We start from the raw sequence: 21907 nt of genomic DNA, 5'->3' as shown, positions 1-21907 counted from the left end.
ATCCTCACCCTTCTTCGCCGGCGCCTGCCGGAACATCGATCGGGATCCGCAGGCGACTGTCGAATTCGGGGCCCGCGAGCAGCGTCCAGCGTCCCCGTGTGCGCAACTCTTCGTGCAGGATCTGCAGCGGTGGCCTTCCAGCGGCGGGTGGCCGCGCGAGGAAATCACGCCCCTGGACCGACAGCACCAGCGTCTCACCCGCCGCGAAGCGCGTCGCCTGCGCCCAGATCTCAACCTCAAGGCAAACGGGCCGACCTGGTTCGAGCGGCTGTTCGCCGGTGTGAGGATGCCAGGGCACGAGCGCGGTCGAGCGCACGGCATCGATTGCGCGGTGGCTCGCCCGCAACCACCCCAGCGCTACAGGACCATCGTCGAAGAGGGCATTCACTGGGAAGGTCACTTCGTCACCCGCGCGGTTGAGCTTACCCACTGCAACGAAAACGTCGGCGTCGAGTATGTCGAGGGTGGGGTTCGCTGGGGCCTCATTCGCATCATCGACCCGCAGCCAGAGGCGAAGCGACATCGGTCCGATCAACTCCGTATCACGCTCAAAGACGTAGCTGAATTGCGCCGTTTCCGCGCGCGGATCGAATTGCACTTCACTTTCCGGTGCAGGCGACTCGACCAGCCGGGCGGTACCCGCGTGAAGGAAGAGCGACCGGTGATGCTCTGACGGTGGCCATGCGGGTGCGGTCCGCCACGTCGAGCGTTGCTCACGCGGATCATCGCGCACTTCGAGGTGCACGCGCGGCCAATCGCGTAGCCCGCGATCCTCCCCCTTCAGGAATGTGTCAAAGAACGCGAGCTGTCGCGCGCGACTCTCGGGGGCGTAAAAGTGACGCCACTTCTTCTGCCCGTGCACCTCAAGCCACTTCTGCGCGGAACCCATGGCTGAGAACGCATTCAGTGTCCCGCGCGTGTGCAGCCCGTGGTCACTCCACGACGCCACCACGTAGGCGGGCACCGCGATCTCGTGCAGCGGGCCGTACTTTTCGGCGTAGTACGGATCGTCGAGTGGCCGGGCGATAATGTTGGCCTGAGGATCTTCCGTGGCGGTGAGTGAATATGACACGTTCTGGGCCACGCGGGGCCGGAATCCGGTCTCGGGGATCCCGCCATGTGTCGCGAACTCTCGGTACCAGTCCGAGAAGCACTCCCAGGGGCTGATGGCTTTGAGACTGGGCGGGCCTGCGACAGCAGCTTGGTACTGGCTCCCGGCGAGATAGGAGACGCCGAGCATTCCGACCGACCCCGTGCACCACTCGCGCGCGCCGATCCACTCGATGGTGTCGTAAAGATCATCCCTCTCCTGCGGTCCGTTGTGCGGAAAGACGCCCTCTGAATGCCAGAGCCCTCGAGGGTCGGCGAGCAACACACCGTAGCCGTTCGCACACCAGAACACCGGGTCAGGTGCTTCGAAGCCGGTGAGTGGTGAGATCCATTCGGGATCGACGTCGGCTCCGGGGAAGGTTCGATCCGTGATCCAGTGCTTGCCATACGGCCCCCAAGCGAGCAGCACGGGGACCGGGTCGCCACCTTCCGGCAGAAAGGCGTCCACATAGATAGTCACACCATCGCGAAGAACGACGGGCAGATCCTTCTCGATTCGCAATCCGTGCCTGGAGAGGCGTTCGCGCGCGAGTGGTGGAGGAGCCGGCTTGCCGGTGACCGTGATCGGGTCAACCCCGGGCCGTGTGATGATGCCGCTCATCTGTTATCGCCGCTGGTCGAGAAGCGGACATCGGGGCGCGGCAGCTCGAGGTGCTCACGCAGGGTCTCGCCAGAGTACTCGGTGCGGAATAGCCCGCGATTTTGCAGTTCGGGAACGAGTTGCGCGCACATCCGTTCGAATCCGCCGGGGTTGTACGGTGCATTGAGGTTGAAGCCGTCGCAGGCTCCCGCTTCAAACCACTGCTGCATGCGGTCGGCGACGGTTGCTGCCGTACCGACGATCCACTGGTGCCCCGTCGAACGGGCTCGATCGAGAACGAGCTCACGCAGCGTGAGTCCGCCTTCTACTGCCTTGCTGCGGAAGATGTTCTGTCGGCTGCTTAGCTGACCCGGGTCGGGGAGACGCTCCTCGGGAATGCGCTCGTCCAGATCGATGTCGCCTAGTTGGATGCCGAAATCGGCCGCGATCTGACGTCGGCCTTGGTCGTAATCCAACATCTCTCCGAGTGCGGCAGCGATCTCCTCGGCCTCAGCAAGGGTGTCACCAATCACCGGAACGATTCCGGGCAGGATCTTCACACGTTCAGGGTCGCGACCCGCGTCTGCGACGAGACCTCTCAGCTCACTTGCGAAATCGATGGCGGTCGGCAAGTGCGGTTGCGCCGTATAGATTGCGTCGGCAATCGCACTTCCCAGCGCCTTCCCCGGGCCCGATGAGCCCGCCTGCACAATCACGGGTCGCCCTTGCGGAGAGCGCGGCCCGGTCAGCGGGCCCGCGACGGAGAAGAACTCGCCGGAGAAATCTATGGGACGCACTCGCGTCGGATCGAGCCAACGGCCTCCATCCCGGTCCACGACGACCGCGTCGTCCGACCAGCTGTCCCACAGGGCATTGACAATCTCGACAAACTCACGCGCGCGCCGGTACCGTTCAACGGGGTCGGGCATCTCAGCGAGACCGTAGTTCGCGAACCCGTCGGTCGATGTCACCACATTCCAGCCCGCGCGTCCGCCTGACAGATGGTCGAGGGCCGCGAGTTGACGGGCGGCGTTATAAGGCTCGGTGAACGAGGTCGAAATCGTTCCAATCAGCCCGATCCGCGAGGTCCGTGCGGCAATCGCCGAGAGCACCGTCATCGGCTCGTAAAAGCCGTTCATCATGGTATCCCCCCGCATGGCACCGTTCGCGTGTGAGACATCGCCGAAGAAGACCGCATCGAGCTTCGCTCGTTCGGCCATCTGAGCGAGCGACACCACGAAGTCGAGCCCGGGTACGTCCTCGGCACAGCTGCCGGGCAAACGCCAACTGTTGCGGTGGTAGCCGAGTGGCAGGAGAAAGGTCGTCAGCGTCATCTGGCGGGTCATGGTGTGCCTTTCGAGAGCATCGTTTCGGAGCGAGCGCGGGTCAGGAAGCGAGCGGTCGGAGCGCACCGACTACGCGCGAGTCCTGCTTCGCCGCCAGCAGTTCGTCGTCCGAGTCGGGAGCGTGGACCCGGAACCAGAGTTTCGAGATCTTCCACCTCGATTCGACGCGGCGATACTCACAGCGGTATTTGCCTTCAGACCAGGGTCCCCAAACGCGAATCGTGCCGAGGGCGGTGTGGAAGTCGCTTTGTAACCGATGCCAGATCCACTCTCCGGTAGCAGTGTCGCCGTCGACGGTGATTACCGGAGAAGAGAGGATGTACCCGTCTCGGGTGCGCACAACGTGCTCGAGGTCATCGGCGAACATCTTCCGGATCTCGGTGCGGCCTCGGTGTACGCCGTGATTGCGAATGTCGCAGTAAGCGTCTTCGGTGTAGTGATCAGCGACGCGATCCCAATCGCGGTCTGCAAGGGCTCGTACGTAGTCGTTGTGCACCTCAGCGATCTGCTGCGCTGCTTCGAGTCGCTCTACTCGGAAGAGCAACTCCGTGACCAGCGGATCGGGGGATGAGGTCGACATGGGGCTCCTTCGATGAACGCGACAGTGCGGGGACCAACCTGAGCGTGGCCGCCGTTTGGCGCCCCGCTCTCGGGCCTGACGAGACGCTATCACCGAATTCGACATTTAGTCAATCTCCAAACTACTTTCACTAAGCTTTTCGACCAATGTGGCTTGATTGCAACGATTTCCAGTGTAAAGTTAGTTCAAACATGGATGTTCTAGGATGATTTATCAGCGGGCAGCCGGTCCCGCTGCGAACTGAAAGCGAGGCGCCCACCATGAGCGAAACCGATGAGACCGCAACTGAGGCGCATACGAACGATCGGTTCGGCTCGTTCCTTGAGCGTGCTCGTCACCGCGCTCGTTCCCGGTTTCCCGAGGCGAGCCTCGAGGATGCCACGGCAACCGGTCTCGTTCTTCGGCGCATCAATCGCCTCATGATGGACGATGCCGAGAACGAGGTCCTCCGCCCCGCCGGATTGTCCTGGACTGAGTTCCGCGTTTGCTTCTCGCTGTGGGTCTCAGGATCGCAGCAACCGCACGAGGTGGCCACGTCGACAGCCATGAGCCGTGCATCCGTTTCGACCACGATGAAGGGGCTCAAGAAGAAAGAGCTCGTCGCCACACGCGACTCCACCACCGACCTTCGATCCATCATGATGACGCTCACCCCCGGTGGCATCGAGCTCGTCGAACGAGCGCATGCCGAGCACCAGGCGCTAATCGAGGACTGGCTTTCCCCGCTCTCGCCCCCCGAGCGCATGATTCTGCAGGGCCTGCTTGGCAAGATCATGCTCGGGCCGCGAGCACAGCCATACGCGGATGGACACGCTGTAAACAGTTAGTCCTTGCTTTTCCCTATCCACACTCGCCCCTTCATGAAAGGCGCACTTATGACACAGCAGTCCTCTCCTCTCACCCCGGTCAACGATGTCGCGTTTCGCAGCGTCATCGGCCACTTCGCCTCGGGGGTGACGATTATCACCACCGCCGAGGGTGAGCACTTGCACGGCACTACTGTGTCGGCGTTCAGTTCACTGTCACTCGACCCACCCATGGTAATCGCGTGCCTCAACCGTTCCAGCAGCACCCACGATGCGCTGATGCGCACGGGTCGGTTCGCGGCGAGTATCCTTTCGGCGCAGCAGGGCGAGCTTGCTGTTCGCTTCGCGCGCCCACTTGAGGATCGCTTTGCCGGGGTCACCGTCGATTTCGGTGATGCGGATCTCCCGCTTCTGGAGGGCCGGCTCGCGGGGATCGAGTGTGAGATTACCGAGACGCACGTTGGCGGCACGCACACCGTGTTTTTTGGGCGAGTGCTGACCGCTTCAGTAGAGCCTGGAGAACCACTGACCTACTACCGGGGACAATTCGGCGAGTTCGCGGGTGCTCGCGAGCGATCCGCTCTCGCCTCGGCGCGACGCTGGATCCTGCAGCGCGCCGTACCAATTGGCGGCGAGATTGATGTAGAACTCATGGCTTCAGACCTCGGAATCAGCACGACCGCGGTCTTCAATACGCTCGTGAGCTTGAGTACCGCCGGACTCGTGGCAAGAGATGAGGAAGACGGCACATTCCGCATTGCCCCATTGACCGCTGAGTCGGTCGACGAGCTCTATCGAACGCGGTTCGCAATTGAGATCGGCGTCGTCGAGGAGTACCTTCGTAACGCCGACTCCACCGACGTCGATCGGCTCGTGGAGCGTTCCCGCGAGCTCGCGGCACTTCCCCTCGACACCGCCGACGAGCTCGAGTCGTTCCTCGAGAGCAATCTCGATTTTCATGCCGCGGTCGTCGCTCTTTCAGGCTCCCGAGAGCTCGGTGAGCGGTTTCGGCAGTGCAGTGTCGCGGCCGCCTGGCTCCCCACCCTGAATGATCGGCTCTGGCAGCAGCAACTCGGCCATGAGTTGCTCACCGGCTACGCAGAAGCACTCAGCGCACGCGATGTCGCGGCAGCGCGCGCAGTGCTGCAACGACAGCGAGATTTCGTGCGCAACGCGGCCCGATCGGCGATATCAGTGCGCGGTGGCCTGATGTGAAAAGTGAATGCCAGATACCTGGACAGTCCTTTGCTGAACGGACCTGCCCAGTTGACCGGATAGCGTTTCCTGGAGCCGCATCACGAGATCTCTTTTAGCTTTCAGACGTTCGACGCTCCGGGCATGTATTGGTTGCCCGCGGCATCGCGTGGACTGTTAGGTTTCGGCTGCCACACGGGCGTTTGCCCACGGAACAGCTACTCGCAGTCAATGGCAGGCGTCTAGGAGCTAATTCGGGGCCCCGTGCTTGACGTATCTGAGCACGGGGCACCGTCATACCCGGTGTGACTTTCAAGGACAATATCAGGCACTGATTAGAGCATCGGTTGACGCTTCTGGAGCTTTTCAGCTTCAGGCGTGGAAGCCCGTATTTGAGATTCTCTTTGCCTAGCCGAAACTGCTACTCCTGGGACTCCCCAGTTGACGATCATGAAGGTTCGTTCAGCGCTCTTGTCTGAGGACGAGAACGACAACTCGGTCACGTCGCCTACGGAACCGATCTCAAGTACCAGACCATCGGGCGTAATCACCTCTGAGCCCTCAAGGTCGCAACCTGGCACTCCGCGAGCGGCAAGATCCTCGATCTTGATCTTCATCAACGAGCAGGTGGGAAGGTCTTCAAGTCCTTCGGGGACATCAACACCTTTTGGTGCACACCCAAAGAGCGATGCACTGAAGAGCAGAAGGACAGCTGCTTTCAAAGCCCGCGAAAGAGCCATATCAATGACCGTAACGGAACCGACTCGCAGGGACATCTCCTCCAATAGGAAGTCCGATGGAGGACCGCAACGGGGAATCAAAGGGCGAGCCCGCACGATCCGCAGGCTGGGCTGCAGGATCGACTCTGAGCGCCGCTGCGGCGATCTGGCAATCACGTTCCCGGTTGTGTGCGTGGGCGTGTTCGCGGCCGAGCGGTTCGTCGGTATCGATGCCGTACAGGTCACGGAAGCACGCGACGGTGACCGCACGCCTTCGCCATTCCGCTTCGGCCCCCGGGAGCTGCTCTCCAAGCGCTTCGAGCCACGGTTCCTTGTCGGCGATCGCGCGGTCGACGACGAGTTCGGCACGGAGCTGCATCGCGAGCTCACGATCTTTCAGGGCCTGACCGAAGTCGGGATCTCCGAAGTCGGGGGCTGGTTCGATGAGGCCGGCGATATGGTGCACCGTGTCGGTGCTGCGGAGATGATCTGGGGCGTCGAGCGCGTCGGGGTCGATACGGTACTCCGTGCGGAGCAGGTGAGCGAGCCGTGCGGCGACATCTCGAGTACTCCCCCGGTCTATGCGCTCGAGCGCCCCGCGCACCGCGTCTTCGAGGGTGGAGTCGGCGGCGCCCTCTAACGCGGTGAGCATCCGTCCGAGATGGAGGCTCGAACGGGTCTCGTCCGAACCGATGCCGAAGGGGGCCAGTCCCGCACGCCCTACTCCTTCGGCTCCCATTGCGTGTGCGGTGGGGGCCTTTACTTGAAGTGGTCGAGACATCTCGGTCCGCTGTTTGCCGATCAGGTCGTAGATCCTCACGTCAAACGCGCTTCCGAGATCACGTCTGCGCCCTCCAAGCCCCGGGGTTTTCTTGCTGAGAGCGGAGGGATGCACTCCGGCGCGGAATACCGCCTCCTTTTGCAGGCCACGCAACGCCACCTTCCACCGCTCGGCAACGGGCAAAGCCCGTCTCCGCGGAAGTTCAGGCCTCCCGCGCGGCTCGTCTGCGAACCGCCCTCGATGATGCGCAGCGAATGAACATGCCACTGCTGCAGGGCTCTGAGAAGCAGATCCCTTGTGGCACCTCACTGCGCTACGACGCACTGCAGCTCTTGCACGAAGAGCTCGTGCAGTCGGAACGGATGGCTGAGGACGAGTACGACGAGAAGGTCACGACGCTCGCGCGCAGGATCAATCGGGCAGAGTTCTGGATCGAGCACCAGGAATCGTCCGTCGACGATTTCCTCCTGGATCTCGCAGACCCAGGTGATCAGAACATCGGCACGGAGAACCCGTTCTAAAAGGAACTGGGACACTCTCGCACCTGAGAGATCGCCCTGCCGCGGTAATAACCGTTGGCAGGGCGCTCTGGTGTCTGGCAGGGTCGCTTCGACGATGCGCCTCTTCACCACGAAGTGCGAGGAGCGACGGCGATGCCAGCTTGTCAATTGGTCACACTCCGCCGCGAGGGATCACTCGGCGGCTGCAGCTGGAAGCGACCCGACCGTCGTTCCCAAAGTGGACACGGCGCCTCGCGATCGAACCGACGTTCGCGATATGGTCGTTCTGTGTACCGCCTGTCGTTTGGTTAACGGGCCTGCGTCTCATCCGCGCAGGGTTCTCCCCGGAGGGTGTCTTCTCTGACCCTTCCTGACCCCGTCAGACCACCTCCGATCGCTCGCATCGCTCGGAACTCGCCGTACAGGAGGCCTCGTGGCCACCCTCTTCTTGCCGCATGCTCGGCGATCCCGGACGATTCGGGATCAGCCCGCCGCACGCGCACGCGACCCAACGAGCGGAACGGTGCCTTCTGCACGCACGTCATTCCCACCGGACCTCTCGTCCCCACCATTCCGGGGAAGAAAGCAGTACCCATATGTCCCACCTCGAACTCACCGGCATCAGCTATACGCTGCCCGATGGCCGGCTACTCCTGAGCGACGTCGGATTCCGTGTTGGCAACGGCGCGAAAGTCGGCCTGATCGGCGCGAACGGCGCCGGGAAATCCACGCTCCTCCGCATCATCGTCGGCGATGCGACCCCCGACGAGGGCGTCGTCTCGCGCGGCGGCGCCGTCGGCGTGATGCGGCAGTTCTTCGCGTCGGGCACTGTGCATGGGCTCCTGCTCTCGTTCGCGCCCGCAATCGTTCGGGCGGCGGCGAAGCAGGTGCAGCGTGCAGAAGACGCGCTGCTCGAGAACACCGATCCACTTCGTGAGGAGGCCATCCAGATGAGCTACGCTCGCGTGCTCTCCGAATGGGGCGACGCTGGCGGCTACGAGATGGAGGTGCTGTGGGATGTCTGCACGATCGCAGCGCTCGGCATCCCCTTCGATCGGTGCCGTGATCGAGCGCTGACCTCACTGTCGGGAGGCGAGCAGAAACGGCTCGCTCTCGAGGCGCTGCTGCGCGGCGGCGATGACGTGCTCATCCTCGACGAACCGGACAACTATCTCGACGTGCCCGGAAAGCGCTGGTTGGAGGACCGCCTCCGCGCCTCAGACAAGAGCGTGCTGTTCATCAGCCACGACCGCGAGTTGCTCGCGCGCAGCGCTACCGGCATCGTCACGCTGGAGCTGGGCGCCGCAGGCAATACGGCGTGGACACATCCCGGCTCGTTTGCGAGCTACCACACGGCTCGGGACGCCCGCTTTGCCCGACTCGAAGAGCTTCGGAAGCGCTGGGACGAGGAACACCAGAAGCTCAAGACCCTCGTGCAGATGTACAAGGACAAGGCTTCCTTCAACGCCGATATGGCGAGCCGGTACCGGGCCGCACACACACGTCTCGCCCGCTTTGAAGCGGCAGGGCCGCCAGAGGAGCAACCCCGTGAACAGGATCTCGTGATGCGACTCACGGGCGGGCGCACGGGCAAGAAAGCCATCGTGTGCCGCGAGCTCGAGCTGACGGGGTTGATGCTCCCGTTCGATCTCGGGGTCTGGTACGGCGACCGGGTCGCCATCCTGGGTTCCAACGGGTCTGGCAAGTCCCACCTCCTTCGACTGCTCGCCGCGGGCGGCAGCGACCCCGAAACGGAGCATCTGCCCGGAAACGATGTGGTGATCGAACCGGTGCTCCACGAGGGCACCGCGAAACTCGGGGCCCGTGTGCGCCCTGGCTGGTTCGCGCAGACCCAAGGACGGCCGGACCTGGCCGGACGCACGCTCCTCGACATCCTCCACCGCGGCGATGATCACCGACAGGGGCTCCCCCGCGAGCAGGCGGCGCGGGCGCTCGCCCGCTACGAGCTCGCCGAGGCCTCGGAGCAGACGTTCGAAGCGCTATCCGGCGGGCAGCAAGCGCGGCTCCAGATCCTGCTCCTTGAGCTGAGCGGGGCCACCCTCCTGCTCTTGGACGAGCCGACCGACAACCTCGATCTCGTTTCGGCGGAGGCTCTTCAGCGCGCACTCCGCGCGTTCGACGGCACCGTGCTCGCCGTGACCCACGACCGCTGGTTCGCCCGCGACTTTGACCGATTCCTCATCTTCGGGCAGGACGGCGAAGTCACCGAGTCCGACGTCCCCGTGTGGGACGAAGGGCGCGTACTGAGGGGACGGTAGGAGGATCCCCCACGCAAACCAGAGCACCCCGGCACGGTGCCAATCGTGCCGGGGTGCTCTGCGAAGTTGATGAGTGCTGATCTCAGTACGTCGGATCCGCCGATGGCGCCTACTGCTGGTGCTGCGAGTCCTGAGCGGCGGGGCGTGCAGCGCGTCTTGCGTGACCTGTTCGCAGGCGCATGCGTCGCCCATGCGGGCACCTCCCAGCGAAGTTGTGTTCCATTCAGGGCTGGCATTCCGTGATCGCAAAGTATGGCTGGCATGTCGTGGTTTGACTAAGGATCGTCCCGAGCAGCAATCCAGCAAGTATCGCAAAGATTGGTACTGCGATGAGCGAGATCGGATGCAGAAGTACCGCGCGTATTGCGGCGATTGCACATGCGATCACAGAAATCGTCAGCGCCGCTACGGCACCGATGAGGCTGATAGCTTGTTCAGCCTCATCCGTCGTTGGCAGCTCAATGATCTGCCAGTTATAGACAGCGAAATCCCCGTTCATTACAAGCCAGAACGGGGAAATTGCTGCCGCGATGGCGGAGAGTCCGGATAGCAACCAGATGACTGCTGTGGACCCTCCGCCAACGGAACCAGTCGAGCTAGAGGTTCGCGAAATGACTCGTGCCACTTTCTAATCGGGTAGTGAAGCTGCGCTTTCTCCCGACCATAGATCAGGCCTCTGGGAGAGTCTCATCCGTTGTATGCCTGATCCCATGAAACGTCGCTCGGTGTGAACGTACGAATACTGGACGGCCCAACCCCACAGCAGGTCTCGGTGTTTTCTATCGAAACAAATATCGCAGTCTCGATTCTTTTGTCACGTTTCTGCCCTGTCGGTACAGGTAGTAAGTAACAAGGCGATGGGAGCGAGTCATGAACGAACAGCAGGATGCGGATATTGATGCCCGACTACGGCGTCAAGCGCGCCTCACCCCAGAGATAAGTGAGAGCACTTGCCGGCAGCTCGTGAACCGTGCCGAGGTTGAAGCGCGGACTCGTCAGAAGCGGATCCGCATTGGGCTCATCGGGTCGCTAGCTGCAGTGATTGCATTCGGGGTCCCGTCCGCGGCTGTCGCGAACGTCGTGTTTCAGGCCCAGACAGGACGATTCAACGCGAGCGAGGAACAGCGAGCCTCATCCCCCGTGGATGAGACGGAAAACGATTCCGACCCAAGCGTCTTCGACCCCGGCAGTGAAGGAGCACCGGGGGCAGAGTGGATCGACATGGGGGCCAGCGACCTCGACCAGTACATCGCATCCCGCGCGCCCCGAGATATTCCCCTTCCAGACGGTGTCACGTGGGACGACGCGCTCGCCAATTTCTTCAGCAGATTCGATCAGGACGCCTACATCGCCTCAAACGACCTGGGCGGCAGCGGGCAAGTAGCGGCTGAAAGTCTCGTCGTCGACATCATGCTCGAAAACCAGGCACGACGAGAATGGCTCACAGCCTGGTTCGAGGCGTATGACCGCGAGGATGAGGCGATGATGAGCGAAGCGGGACGGGTGCTCGGCCAGTCAGCTGATTGGCCCGCTGAAGCGGCAAGTACGCGAGGGGCCTATCTGGAGCAGATGCACGAGTGGGGACGCCTCATTGCAGCTGGGGACTACGAAGCTGCTCAGGCGTACGCCATCTACCACGAGTGGCATGACTTCTCAGACGGCAAAGACTACTCAGAATTCAGCGGAGGAATACTGTCAGGTGCACGTGTGGCCGCTCCGGAAGCAGGCAATGAGTGAAACGCGCCACATTCCAGGACGTTTCGACGACTGACATCCTGAAAGACTCGCTGTCGAAAATGGTGCCCGAACTCGTGGGGTACTTCACTCGACGGCTGGGCAATCTCGACGATGCATCGGACGCCGCAGGAGACACGCTCGTAGAGGTTCTTCGATCTCCGCGGAAAGTCCCTTCTGATCCCGATCGCTTTCGGCAGTACGTTTTTGGAATTGCGCGCCATGTTCTGGCGCGCAGTCGGCGCGGCAGGATCCGGCACAACGAGATCGCTGATCGTTTGAAGGCCGAGCTCGAGGCCTCTGAACAATACGCTGCGATACCTGAAGATCCACTGCTCGCTGACGCGATCGGACGTCTGGGTGCGAAGGATCAAGAGCTCCTGCTTCTGGTCGCATGGGAGGGGTTCAGCATCATGGACGCTGGCGCCACACTCGGCCTCAAGCCTGATGCTGCGAGGAAAAGATACTCGCGAATACGACAAGCACTCAGGACTCAGCTGGGTTGAAGCGCGAGATAGTCGTCCGCGGGAACGGTGCGCGCCTGCGTCACTAACCGCCGCTTGGAGGGAGCTACTGGCCGAGGATCAGGCCGCGGGGGATCCAACCGACAACGCGGTCGTTGAACCATTCCGGGCGTTGTAGCGGGATGCCATGACCACATTCGTCGACGACCAGAAGTTCACTGCTGAGAAGCGCAGCATGGATGGACTCGGCTGAGTCACGCATCAATCGTCGCTCTCGCCCGCCGACCATTACAAGAGCTCGGCCGCAAAACGTTGACCACGCATCGGGTAGCGTAAATTTCACGTTGTCGCCGACCGCGGCGAGGAGTGTTTCTTTCGTGATGCCAGCGCTGGTGCCGATGTAGTCCTCCATCAGGTTCGGGGTTATGAAGAGCTCACGAGCTTGCAACTTCGCAAACCATCGCATGCGAGCCAGGGGTGCGCTGATGCTGAGCGCGGCGAGCGTGAGGTCGGTGAACGGCATTGCCTTCGCTTGAGCGCTGACGACGACCACCTGGCTGACAAGGTCAGGGCGCTCTGAAGCCAGTTGTATGGCGAGCTGAGCCCCAAGAGAGAAACCGATGACGGTCGCGGATTGACCGGGGACAGTGGTAGCGAGCAGCTCTGCGATCGCGGCAGTGGTGTTCGCGTGTGAGACGTAGGGCTCAGCGGCTGACCGTCCGTGGCCGGGTAGGTCTGGAACAAGGACCGCGTAGTCCGGCTCAAGCCGCTTCCGCAAGGAGTCCCACATCCAGCCGGCAACCCCGCCGCCATGAAGAAGAAGCACAGGCGACGCCGCGTCAGGGCCAGATGAAGTGAGAAACATGATGTTCACACCTTGCCAGAGCATCCAAAGACGTTGGTCGGATTCGGCAAACGTCCGAAACTAACCGTTTCAGCTACGGGTTATTCGGGGTTTCGGCGCACAGTCGCTCTCGGACGACTTGCTCGCGTTCATCTCAGCATGGAGCGCTCGCAGCCCGGCTCACTCGTAAACAGGGGGAACAGCGGACGGTCGTGGCCATGGCTTCGAAGATATCGTGCAGCGTAGGCTCAAGACATGAACCGGTCACCAGATTGGGCCTCCGCGCTCCAAGAGATTCCGCGCCATGACTGGCCCGAGTTTCTGAACGCACATTCTGGGCTCCCCGGCCCCAGAGCGAACCTCAGCTTGCTGCGCGCCGCAGTTGAACTCGGTGACGCAGACCTGTTTGAAAGCTTGGTCGAGTCGGACGAAGAGTACGGCGTGATGTGCGCCGCAGCTTGGCAGGGCACTCAGGCATGGCATCGGGCGAGTCTGCGGCTGCTGCGGACGCACGCATTGGACGACCGATGGCGGGTACGGGAAGGTGTGGCGATCGGGCTGCAGATACTCGGCGATCGAGACCCTGCGGCTCTCATCCGCATCGCGCGCGACTGGGCACTGGATTCTGAACCGCTGCGCCAGCGTGCGGCAGTGGTGGCGATCTGTGAGCCGCGACTCCTCACAAACTCCGCGACCCGAAACGTCGCACTCGAGATCTGCCGGTTGACCACAGAGCACTTTGTTACATGGGACGACCGAATGCGCCGCTCCCCAGATGCGCGAAACCTTCGTCAAGCACTCGGCTACTGCTGGAGCGTAGTCGTCGCGTCAGACCCCGACGCTACTCTCGATGTCTTCCGAGCCCTGGACCGAAACGTTCCAGATATCGATTGGATTGTCCATCAGAACTCGCGAAAAGCTCGACTATCGCGAGTACTGCAATCTTCCAGGGCACTCCACTGACACCCGCCAGGAAGCTGCGCCTCACAGCGAGGACGCGAGTGTGCAGACAGCTCAGCTCACGGCATCGCTCCAGGTGTGTCACTCGAGCGGCTGTGAATGCCTGAAAGTGTCTGCCAGGCGGTTCTGTTCCACGTCCGCGCCGATATTCCCTGCATGGCCGCCGACACAACCGGGTATCGGTCGGCAGGACATCTTTTCGGAGTCGAACAACGCGCGCTTCTGGGATGAATCCGACCCTTCATCACTGGTGTGCGCCGCTACTACGTCCTGAACACTTCCTCCGGACCGCTCGTTACCTCGATCGATGGGCTCGCCCTCTGGCCGCTCGGCATACCCGCGCCACTGGTATGGGTGATCGTAGCCTTCATCACCAACTTCATTCCGAACATTGGCTTCGTGCTTGGAGTCATCCGACCTGCAATCCTCGCGCTCGTCATCGGCAGCCCGCCGACGCTATTCGTCGTCATCGGTGTGTGTCGTGTCGTGAACGTCGTGCTGCAAGTGCTCGTGCAGCCCAGGTTCGTGAGCGATACCGTCGACATCATACTCACGCCCATCTTCCTTCCCGTCGCGTTTTGGAGCTTCATCATCGAGCCGCTCGGTGCGATTCTCGCAATGCCGCTCATCCTGCTCGGTCGAGCACTGCTCCTCGAAAACGAACCAGAGCTTCGGTGGTCACGTTTGCTGTCCGGCGACCAGGTGTGATGTGCCGCCACCGATTCCACGGGTTGCGGATCAGACCCCCCGTCGTCGGGCCAGCGCCGTCGGGAGCGAGGACGAAGCCGCTCATGCGTACATTCCATGCGCGTAGAAGGACCACATCAGCACGAGGAACACGAACGGGTAGCACGGCAACGAAATAGCCAAGACGGTCGCGAAGATGACCCACCGCTTCCGCTCGCTCTGCACGTATGACGCTATCGATAGGACGATCGCCGCGAGCATCAATCCGTAGAACCCGCCGAAGACGACACCCTCGGGGAGCCGGATGGAGCCGCTGAAGCTGAGGAGGATCAGGACCCAGGCGACAACAACCGCGGCCAGCGCACCACGTCCGCACCACCCCCGTCGACGAAACCACTGCTGTTGGGAAGCGTCGGTGCGACTGCGCAGCTGAGGAGCCATAGGTGATGTCCTTTCCGCCCCTCTGCGAGACGCTACCGGAATCCTGATGCTGCGTCCGCCTCGGTGATGTTATGAGCGCGTAGCGCGGTGCGGCGCTGAACTGATCGATGGTGACGAGGCACTGATCCTTACTGGAAACTTCGATCACCTCATTCCCTCATCGCTCACGACATGGTGGTTGCGCTCGGCGCGCTTCCCCTCTCGCTCACCCTCAAGTCTTTCCGGACAACTTTCGACGTGCAGATGCCAGTCGGATCAGCTCGTGGTTCACGCAAACCCGCGGAGCCTCGCCAAGGGGGTGATTGCGCCGCTACGGTTTCTGTACCACTCGGTTCAGGCAGCATGAATCACAGGAGTATGACAACGCCACCACCACTGAGAGAGCGTTGGTTCTCGGATTCCTGCTCTCCGCACTCAACCCGAAGCATCTCCTCATGGGCGTCGCGATCAGATCCGCATCGCTCGCGATCGGCGAGAATATCGGCCGCGACTTCCATCTTCACCCTCATTGCAGTGTCGATCGTTGCGGTCCCGATCATTCATGAGCCGTCGGCGCGTGAACGAAAGGACAGCGCATGTTGCGAGCGCCGACGCGCAGCAGCGAAACCTCTGAACTGCAGCTGCAGGAGTTGGCCGAGGGATTGAGCAGGATTCAAGATCTCAAGGCCTGCACCACTCCTGCGCGGAATGGAGGCAGCACCGCATCAGTCCTTGCAGCTCGACATTGACCCGTGCTGACCCGCCGATGAGAGGAACCCCGGCGAGGAGCGCAGAACTCGACGCCGGATAACCGGTCGCATCGTCGAAATCAAGGCGAGTGGATTCGGCCCGTGCAGACCGTACACTCGAAGCCCAGCCGCATCGGAATCCGGCGTTGGACAGCCGTCACATGGGACGCTCCGCTGCGCGAACGACTTCCCGCAACGAAATGCCGAACGAAGGAGCCCGAGAATGAATGACCAGCAACCGGCGGAAGACAGCGCGCCCGAGCTCGATGAGTCGAGTGCATCCGACGTCGATGCAATCGCGGGCATCGCCGTGGAGGTGCGCGACACCGCGGGGGCGTCTCACGCCGATGACATCGAAGCGATGCTGCGACGGCGACTCGCGGAGTCGTCCGTCGAGGTGAGCGAAGACGATGTCCAGAACCTCGTACAGCAGATCCGCGAGGGCGACTGACGCGACTGCCCACCTCGGGCTCGGCTGGGCGCGCGTTGGTAGGGTGACGGCATGGCTTCTGCGCGTACTCGAATCTGGTCCATCAGTGCTGCGGCACTCGTTCTCGGGCTGAGCGCCTGCTCCTCAGGAGCCGCGTCATCGAGCGAACAGCCCGCGGATGGCGGGGTCGATCCGATCGAGATCGTGTCGCAGCCTGAAACAGTCGGTGAGCCGATCAGCCTCGACCTGCCTCTCGACGAGTCGGGAGCGTTCGCGTTCGATCAGTGGCCGTCGGCATGCGCATTCGCTGACGAGACGACGCTCTCGGCGATCTTCCCGCAATCCGATGAGATCGCGCAGTCGGGCACCGATCGGTCGCTGTCGATCCTGCAGGTCGGTGCGGCGGGCACGCGGGAGGTCACCGTACCCGAGGCCGACTGCACCACAAAGGTCGGCTTCCCCGTGGACGAGCTCAGGGCTTCTGACCAGAGCGTCGTGTTCGTGCTCACCACGAGTGTCGAGGCGGCTGGCGATGCCGACTTCGTGGAGCGGAACGCGACCCCGAAGAGCGGTGACGAGGTGCAGGTCGGTGATGCGACCTGCGTCGTAGCTCCGAGCGGGCTCCGGTACGACTGCGCAACGCCGCAGATCGCATTCAGCGTGACGCTCGACGCGCGCCCGTACGGCCAGTACTTCGGTGAGAGCGAGAGCAGCTACGTGGTCGACGGCGAGGAGCAGGTGTACTCCGACGACGTGGATGCGTTCCTCACCATGGCTCAGGAGAAGATCCTGCTGCCAGTGGTGACGGCGAACGTCGACCGGCTGGCCTGATCGAGACCTCGCACCGTTCCGCATCGCGGTTTCGCCGGACGGGCCCCCAGCCGAACGATGATTGCAGTGCGCGAGAGGAAGATGCCGTGAAGATCACCGTGAGTCTCCAAGTCACGCTCGACGGCGTCGCGCAGGCGAATGGCGGGAACAACGAGGTTGTCGGTCCTGGTTTCACGCGCGGAGGCTGGGCGCTCCCGCTCGGTGATGCAGAGAGCACGCGATCCATTCTCGAGACATGGAGGCGTCCCGACGCGTTCCTCCTGGGCCGCAAGACATTCGACATGTTTTCGGCTTACTGGGGTGTACGCGCGGACGACGGCGGATTCGGTGAGGCGATCTGCTCGACGCCCAAATACGTCGCCTCGAACACGCTGGTCGACCCCGGCTGGGGGCACACGACCGTCATCTCTGGCGATGTCGTCGCACAGTTGCGCGAGATGAAGGCCCAGCAGAGCGGAGAACTGCTCGTGGTCGGCAGCGTGCAACTTGTCCGTCACTTGCTCGAGAGCAAGCTCGTGGATGAGCTGAATCTGGTTCAGTTTCCCGTCATCGTCGGCGAGGGCGAGCGCCTGTTCCCACACGACGGATCCGACTTCGGACTCGAACTCCTCGAGGCCCAGGTGTTCGGCACCGGAGTCATCGACCTGACATACCGCGTGCTGGGCCCGCCCGAGTACGCCTGAGCGGAGCTTCTAGCGAGTGGCAGTGCCGGATCGACAGGGTCAGCCATTCGAAGCCGGCCGGCCGCCCGTCTCACACCGGGAATGATGTGAGAGGCCGACCGACCGAACTGCATCGACGCGATAGCCAAGGAACAGCTCACATGGCGCGCGAGGGTGGATGTCAGCTGGAAACGGCTGGCTCCCGTTGCGCTGAGCGTGCTCGGGCCACCGCTTCGGACGGAATCACCAGGGTCGGGATCGTGGCGTGGTGGAGCACATTCGACGAGGTGCTGCCGAGGACGGTCGCCGAGAAACCGCGCAGTCCGCGAGAACCGATGACGATGAGATCCGAATCGAGCCTGCCGGCCGCGTCAAGGATGGCTTCATAGGCACTCGCGACGGTGGAGGACACGAGCGGCTCGGCGAGCAGTCCCCGTGCCACGGCGAGCTCAGCGCCTTCCGCAGCGATCGTCTCGGAGGCGTCGAGTGCCGCCCGATCGAGTGCGTCGAGCGTCTCCAGGGCTGTGTGACCTTGGAGGTGCGCGGCGAAGGCAGATCAACAGAAAACAGGAGCGCGGGATCTCACATCTCGCGGAGCTTCCGCCTCAGGAACGAACGAGGCGGTTGATCGCGTCGGTGGCTTCCTTGATCTTCTCCAGGCCGGCGTCGTCGCTGAGCTTCGCTGCGTCGAGGACGCAGTGCTTGAGGTGATCGTCGAGCAGGCCCGTTGCGACTCCTTGCAGGGCACGGGTGAGCGCGCTGACCTGCGTGAGGATGTCGATGCAGTACTTCTCCTCATCGATCATCTTCGCGATGCCGCGCGCCTGGCCCTCGATGCGCTTCATGCGCTGCAGGTACTGATTCTTGTCGTCGATGTACCCGTGGTGACCGGCACTGAGGTCGTTCTCCGATGACATGGAACTCCTTCTTACTGCCGTTCCAGAATGGAACGTGTACTGGCTGCGGGGGTGAGGTCAGTGCGGCGCAGCGGTTGCGCGTTGAGCGCGACCACGATCGTCGACAGCGACATCAGAATCGCACCCACGGACATCGGGAGCACGAAACCGACCGAAGCCAGAATACCGGCCGCCAGCGGCACCGAGAGGAGGTTGTAACCGGCCGCCCACCACAGGTTCTGCTTCATCTTCCGATACGCAGCCCGGCGATGAGCGCGTCGTACGGCAGCCGCGTACCAGTGGCGAGCTGCACCGTCCGGGCAGAGGGATGCACGTCGACGACGGTATCGGCGACGACCTCGACCTGTGGGAGAGGAAGCGCGATGAGATCCGGAGGCGTCGGCCCCAGTGCCACGCCGCTGATGAGCATCCGCGTGTAGGGAGCTTCACCCGTTTGCGTCACCAGCGTCACGCGTACGTCGTCCCGGGCGGCGAGGCCGCGCGCGGCGGCGGCCCCGGCAGCTCCTGCGCCGAGAATGAGAATGTGGGGCGAATTGGTCATCTGGGGAGCTCCTGAGCGTCATGCGGAACGGTGCCGGTGTCATGCGCGCACGGTGCGCGACGGCATCCGTGGCTTCGGTGATCTTCACGTCGGCGGAGGGCCCCGGCGACGACCGCGACGAGAACGCCGCGACGCCGGTGGCCGCCCCGCGCGCGGGCGAGATCTATGCCATGTTCGCGGCGAACTTCGCGGGATCCGCGTCGAACGCGGGGCCGCAGCCGGCGCAGCAGAAGTAGTAGCGCTGACCTTCGAAGTCGCGGAACAAGCCGACGCTCTCGGCGGCCTGCTTGCTGACGGGGCTCCCGACCATGACCGGGCAGGTGGTCAGGTCGTCAGCGCCACCGCCGAGAAGGTTGTCGTGGCCGGTGCTCGTCGCGGCCGGGTTCGATGAGCTGGTGCTGCAGCAGCTGGAGGCCGCCTGGGTGTCGTGTGCCATGATGGGTTGTTGCCTTTCGTATGAGTGCCGATTGGAATGGTTCCGGGTGCTACTGCGCAGTGATGCTTCTGAACCCGCGCAGTCGGAGGCTGTTGCCGACGACGAAGACGCTGGAGAACGCCATCGCCGCACCGGCGAGCATGGGATTGAGCATGCCCAGGGCTGCGACCGGAATGGCAGCGATGTTGTAGGCGAACGCCCAGAACAGGTTCGTCTTGATGGTCGAGAGGGTCTTCCGAGACAGCCGGATCGCATCGACGGCGGCCCGCAGGTCGCCGCGCACGAGGGTAATGTCTGATGCCTCGATCGCCACGTCCGTGCCGGTGCCCATCGCCAACCCCAGATCGGCCTGAGCGAGCGCGGGGGCGTCGTTGACGCCGTCACCGACCATCGCCACCGTCCTCCCCTCCTGCTGCAGCCGGACGATGACGTCGACCTTGTCCTTCGGGAGGACTTCGGCGATGACTTCATCGATGCCGACCTCGGCCGCGATCTGTCGAGCGACAGCTTCGTTGTCACCGGTCAGCAGCACCGGGGTCAGGCCGATTTCCTTGAGGCCCCGGATCGCTTCAGCGCTGGTCGGTTTGACCGTGTCGGCGACGACCACGATGCCGCGAGGCTGCCCATCCCAGCCGACAGCGACGACCGTCTTGCCCTCGTTCTCCGCGCGCGCCTTCGCCCGCGCAACCCCTGGGGAGAGGTGCTGCGACCAATCCGCGAGCAGCGACTCGCGTCCGACCACCACCGGAATGCCGTCGACGATTCCCTGCACCCCCTTCCCCACGACGTTCGTGAAGTCCTCCGGAGTCGGCAGCGCGCCAACCTCCTGAGTGGCGGCCTTCGCGATCGCCTGCGCGATCGGGTGTTCGGAGGCGTCCTCGAGCGCGCCCGCAAAGCGGAGAAGATCCGCACGCTCCACGCCCGACTCGGTCGCGACGTCGACAAGAGCCATCTTGCCGGTGGTGACGGTACCCGTCTTATCGAGCACTACCGTGTCCACGTTGCGCGTCGATTCCAGCACCTCCGGGCCCTTGATGAGAATGCCCAGTTGGGCGCCTCGTCCGGTGCCGACCAGCAGCGCGGTCGGGGTCGCGAGGCCGAGCGCGCACGGGCACGCGATAACGAGGACCGCGACAGCTGCGGTGAACGCGGCGGTGACCGGGAACCCGGCGCCCAACCATGCACCGAGAGCGACAACAGCGATGACGATGACGATGGGCACGAACACGCCGGAAATGCGATCGGCGAGGCGCTGAACCTCGGCCTTGCCGGTCTGGGCGTCCTCGACGAGCTTCGCCATCTGCGCGAGCTGCGTGTCCGACCCGATGCGCGTCGCACGCACGACCAGACGACCGCCGGCATTCACCGTCGCGCCGGTCACCGGGTCGCCCTCGCCGACCTCGACCGGTACCGATTCTCCGGTGAGCATGGACGCGTCAACGGCGGAAGTGCCCGAAACGACGATGCCGTCGGTGGCGATCTTCTCCCCCGGGCGAACAACGAACGTGTCGCCGACCTGCAGTTCGGAGGTCGGAATCTTCACCTCGGCACCGTCACGCAGCACCGCTACTTCTTTCGCACCAAGTTCCAGCAGGGCACGCAAGGCCGCCCCTGCTTGGCGCTTGGAGCGCTTCTCGAAGTAACGACCCGCGAGGATGAACATCGTGACACCCGCTCCGACTTCGAGATAGATGTTCGCCGCTCCGTTGGAGGGCGCGATCGTGAACTCGAACGGATGGGTCATGCCGGGCACACCGGCGGTGCCGAAGAACAGCGCGTACAACGACCACAGGAGCGCGACGGAGGTGCCCATGGAGATGAGCGTGTCCATTGTGGCGGTCCCGTGTTTGAGGTTCGTCCAGGCCGCCCGATGGAAGGGCCAGGCCGCCCAGATGATGACCGGTGCAGCCAGCGCGAGCGATGCCCACTGCCAGTAGGTGAACTGCAAAGCGGGAATCATCGCCATCGCGATCACCGGCACCGTCAGCAGGATCGATCCGATGAGGCGGTGCCGCAGCTGGGTGAGCTCCGTGTCCTCCCCATCCGACGAGGGCTCCGACGCACCCGCCGGTGCGTGCTTCAGCTTGGGCAGAGCGGCCGTGTAGCCGGTTTTTTCGACCTCAGCGATCAACAATGCCGGGTCGTACCCTTCGGGCACTGAGACCTTGGCCTTTTCCGTGGCGTAGTTGACCGTTGCCTCGACGCCGTCGAGCTTGTTCAGCTTCTTCTCGATCCGGTTCGCGCAGGAGGCGCAAGTCATCCCCCCGATCTCCAGCTCGAAGCCGGGCCCGCCTGTTGGGGGCGCTGATGTACTCATCGTCTTCCTTCCTTGAGCAT

24 protein-coding genes and 1 pseudogene are annotated in these 21907 nt (G+C 63.1%); 12 read left to right on the top strand and 13 right to left on the bottom strand.

The genetic code is table 11. From position 1 onward, the window contains the following. Positions 1–4: 4 nt before the first annotated feature. From WFH23_RS06450 to WFH23_RS06440, 3 genes are read right to left on the bottom strand one after another with little or no spacing between them, the layout of a single operon-like run. The gene (locus WFH23_RS06450; RefSeq protein ID WP_336661985.1) at positions 5–1711 is read right to left on the bottom strand and encodes a CocE/NonD family hydrolase; all 1707 of its coding nucleotides are present in this window, start codon (positions 1709–1711) and stop codon (positions 5–7) included. Then, the gene (locus tag WFH23_RS06445) at positions 1708–3036 is read right to left on the bottom strand and encodes an LLM class flavin-dependent oxidoreductase (RefSeq protein ID WP_336661984.1); all 1329 of its coding nucleotides are present in this window, start codon (positions 3034–3036) and stop codon (positions 1708–1710) included. Before WFH23_RS06445 ends, WFH23_RS06450 begins: the two co-directional genes overlap by 4 nt. 40 nt (positions 3037–3076) lie before the next feature. Further along, a complete protein-coding gene (locus WFH23_RS06440; protein WP_336661983.1) occupies positions 3077–3616 on the bottom strand; it encodes a nuclear transport factor 2 family protein in 540 nt (179 codons plus the stop codon). A gap of 260 nt (positions 3617–3876) precedes the next feature. Between WFH23_RS06440 and WFH23_RS06435 the strand changes: the two genes are divergently transcribed. After that, entirely contained in the window at positions 3877–4443 is a 567-nt protein-coding gene (locus tag WFH23_RS06435; protein WP_211648312.1) for a MarR family winged helix-turn-helix transcriptional regulator, read from the top strand. Between the two features lie 48 nt (positions 4444–4491). Continuing rightward, positions 4492–5637 carry a flavin reductase gene (locus WFH23_RS06430; RefSeq protein ID WP_336661982.1) on the top strand — a complete coding sequence of 382 codons (1146 nt, stop codon included), beginning with the start codon at positions 4492–4494 and terminating at the stop codon, positions 5635–5637. 314 nt (positions 5638–5951) lie between these two features. Here WFH23_RS06430 and WFH23_RS06425 read toward each other — a convergent pair whose 3' ends face one another. Then, complete coding sequence (locus WFH23_RS06425; protein WP_336661981.1) at positions 5952–6356, bottom strand: hypothetical protein; 405 nt, start codon at positions 6354–6356, stop codon at positions 5952–5954. Positions 6357–6528: 172 nt separating this feature from the next. On the opposite strand from WFH23_RS06425, the gene WFH23_RS06420 reads away from it, so the two are divergent. The 3 genes from WFH23_RS06420 (at position 6529) to WFH23_RS06410 (ending at position 9895) form a co-directional block, all read left to right on the top strand. Beyond that, positions 6529–6975, top strand: a complete 447-nt coding sequence (locus tag WFH23_RS06420) for a hypothetical protein (RefSeq protein ID WP_336661980.1) — start codon at positions 6529–6531, stop codon at positions 6973–6975. A 395-nt stretch (positions 6976–7370) separates the two neighbouring features. Then, the gene (locus tag WFH23_RS06415; RefSeq protein ID WP_336661979.1) at positions 7371–7637 is read left to right on the top strand and encodes a hypothetical protein; all 267 of its coding nucleotides are present in this window, start codon (positions 7371–7373) and stop codon (positions 7635–7637) included. A gap of 575 nt (positions 7638–8212) precedes the next feature. After that, complete coding sequence (locus WFH23_RS06410) at positions 8213–9895, top strand: ABC-F family ATP-binding cassette domain-containing protein (protein WP_336661978.1); 1683 nt, start codon at positions 8213–8215, stop codon at positions 9893–9895. 223 nt (positions 9896–10118) lie between these two features. On the opposite strand, the gene WFH23_RS06405 is transcribed toward WFH23_RS06410, so the two are convergent. Then, positions 10119–10394 (bottom strand): hypothetical protein, encoded by a 276-nt coding sequence (locus WFH23_RS06405; RefSeq protein WP_336661977.1) that lies wholly within the window; start codon positions 10392–10394, stop codon positions 10119–10121. Positions 10395–10765: 371 nt separating this feature from the next. Here WFH23_RS06405 and WFH23_RS06400 point away from each other — a divergent pair, with 371 nt between their 5' ends. Both WFH23_RS06400 and WFH23_RS06395 read left to right on the top strand, forming a co-directional pair. Beyond that, entirely contained in the window at positions 10766–11632 is an 867-nt protein-coding gene (locus WFH23_RS06400) for a hypothetical protein (RefSeq protein WP_336661976.1), read from the top strand. Further along, complete coding sequence (locus WFH23_RS06395) at positions 11629–12135, top strand: RNA polymerase sigma factor (protein ID WP_336661975.1); 507 nt, start codon at positions 11629–11631, stop codon at positions 12133–12135. The genes WFH23_RS06400 and WFH23_RS06395 overlap by 4 nt, the downstream gene beginning before the upstream one ends. Before the next feature lie 64 nt (positions 12136–12199). Here WFH23_RS06395 and WFH23_RS06390 read toward each other — a convergent pair whose 3' ends face one another. Further along, the gene (locus WFH23_RS06390) at positions 12200–12958 is read right to left on the bottom strand and encodes an alpha/beta fold hydrolase (RefSeq protein ID WP_336661974.1); all 759 of its coding nucleotides are present in this window, start codon (positions 12956–12958) and stop codon (positions 12200–12202) included. A gap of 234 nt (positions 12959–13192) precedes the next feature. Here WFH23_RS06390 and WFH23_RS06385 point away from each other — a divergent pair, with 234 nt between their 5' ends. Then, positions 13193–13900, top strand: coding sequence for a HEAT repeat domain-containing protein (locus tag WFH23_RS06385; RefSeq protein ID WP_336661973.1), 708 nt, complete (start codon positions 13193–13195; stop codon positions 13898–13900). 249 nt (positions 13901–14149) lie between these two features. After that, positions 14150–14605, top strand: a complete 456-nt coding sequence (locus WFH23_RS06380) for an AI-2E family transporter (protein ID WP_336661972.1) — start codon at positions 14150–14152, stop codon at positions 14603–14605. A gap of 81 nt (positions 14606–14686) precedes the next feature. On the opposite strand, the gene WFH23_RS06375 is transcribed toward WFH23_RS06380, so the two are convergent. Next, positions 14687–15025: a hypothetical protein gene (locus WFH23_RS06375; RefSeq protein ID WP_336661971.1), complete on the bottom strand. Its 339-nt coding sequence runs from the start codon at positions 15023–15025 to the stop codon at positions 14687–14689. A 951-nt stretch (positions 15026–15976) separates the two neighbouring features. On the opposite strand from WFH23_RS06375, the gene WFH23_RS06370 reads away from it, so the two are divergent. The 3 genes from WFH23_RS06370 (at position 15977) to WFH23_RS06360 (ending at position 17697) form a co-directional block, all read left to right on the top strand. Then, positions 15977–16204: a hypothetical protein gene (locus WFH23_RS06370; protein ID WP_336661970.1), complete on the top strand. Its 228-nt coding sequence runs from the start codon at positions 15977–15979 to the stop codon at positions 16202–16204. A 51-nt stretch (positions 16205–16255) separates the two neighbouring features. Further along, complete coding sequence (locus WFH23_RS06365; protein WP_336661969.1) at positions 16256–17014, top strand: hypothetical protein; 759 nt, start codon at positions 16256–16258, stop codon at positions 17012–17014. Positions 17015–17100: 86 nt separating this feature from the next. Next, positions 17101–17697, top strand: coding sequence for a dihydrofolate reductase family protein (locus WFH23_RS06360; RefSeq protein WP_336661968.1), 597 nt, complete (start codon positions 17101–17103; stop codon positions 17695–17697). A gap of 160 nt (positions 17698–17857) precedes the next feature. Here WFH23_RS06360 and WFH23_RS06355 read toward each other — a convergent pair whose 3' ends face one another. The 6 genes and pseudogenes from WFH23_RS06355 to WFH23_RS06330 all read right to left on the bottom strand — a co-directional run bounded on the left by WFH23_RS06355 (position 17858) and on the right by WFH23_RS06330 (position 21887). Next, positions 17858–18196 carry a universal stress protein gene (locus WFH23_RS06355; RefSeq protein WP_336662136.1) on the bottom strand — a complete coding sequence of 113 codons (339 nt, stop codon included), beginning with the start codon at positions 18194–18196 and terminating at the stop codon, positions 17858–17860. A gap of 85 nt (positions 18197–18281) precedes the next feature. Continuing rightward, positions 18282–18593, bottom strand: coding sequence for a metal-sensitive transcriptional regulator (locus WFH23_RS06350; RefSeq protein WP_090148682.1), 312 nt, complete (start codon positions 18591–18593; stop codon positions 18282–18284). Positions 18594–18604: 11 nt separating this feature from the next. After that, positions 18605–18838: pseudogene (locus WFH23_RS06345) on the bottom strand (heavy metal translocating P-type ATPase); the annotation flags it as partial. Then, positions 18817–19134 carry an FAD-dependent oxidoreductase gene (locus WFH23_RS06340; protein ID WP_442918707.1) on the bottom strand — a complete coding sequence of 106 codons (318 nt, stop codon included), beginning with the start codon at positions 19132–19134 and terminating at the stop codon, positions 18817–18819. The gene WFH23_RS06340 and the pseudogene WFH23_RS06345, both read right to left, overlap by 22 nt. Before the next feature lie 163 nt (positions 19135–19297). Beyond that, on the bottom strand, positions 19298–19570 hold the full coding sequence (locus WFH23_RS06335) for a YHS domain-containing protein (RefSeq protein WP_336661967.1): 273 nt from the start codon (positions 19568–19570) through the stop codon (positions 19298–19300). Positions 19571–19619: 49 nt separating this feature from the next. Beyond that, positions 19620–21887 (bottom strand): heavy metal translocating P-type ATPase, encoded by a 2268-nt coding sequence (locus WFH23_RS06330; protein WP_336661966.1) that lies wholly within the window; start codon positions 21885–21887, stop codon positions 19620–19622. Between the last annotated feature and the right edge of the window lie 20 nt (positions 21888–21907).

The sequence above is a fragment of the Leucobacter sp. USHLN154 genome (assembly GCF_037145595.1).
GTDB classification, from domain to species: Bacteria; Actinomycetota; Actinomycetes; order Actinomycetales; family Microbacteriaceae; genus Leucobacter; species Leucobacter alluvii.
The sequence above is the reverse complement of the archived record's forward strand: the minus strand, read 5'-3'. Positions and strand labels throughout refer to the sequence as shown.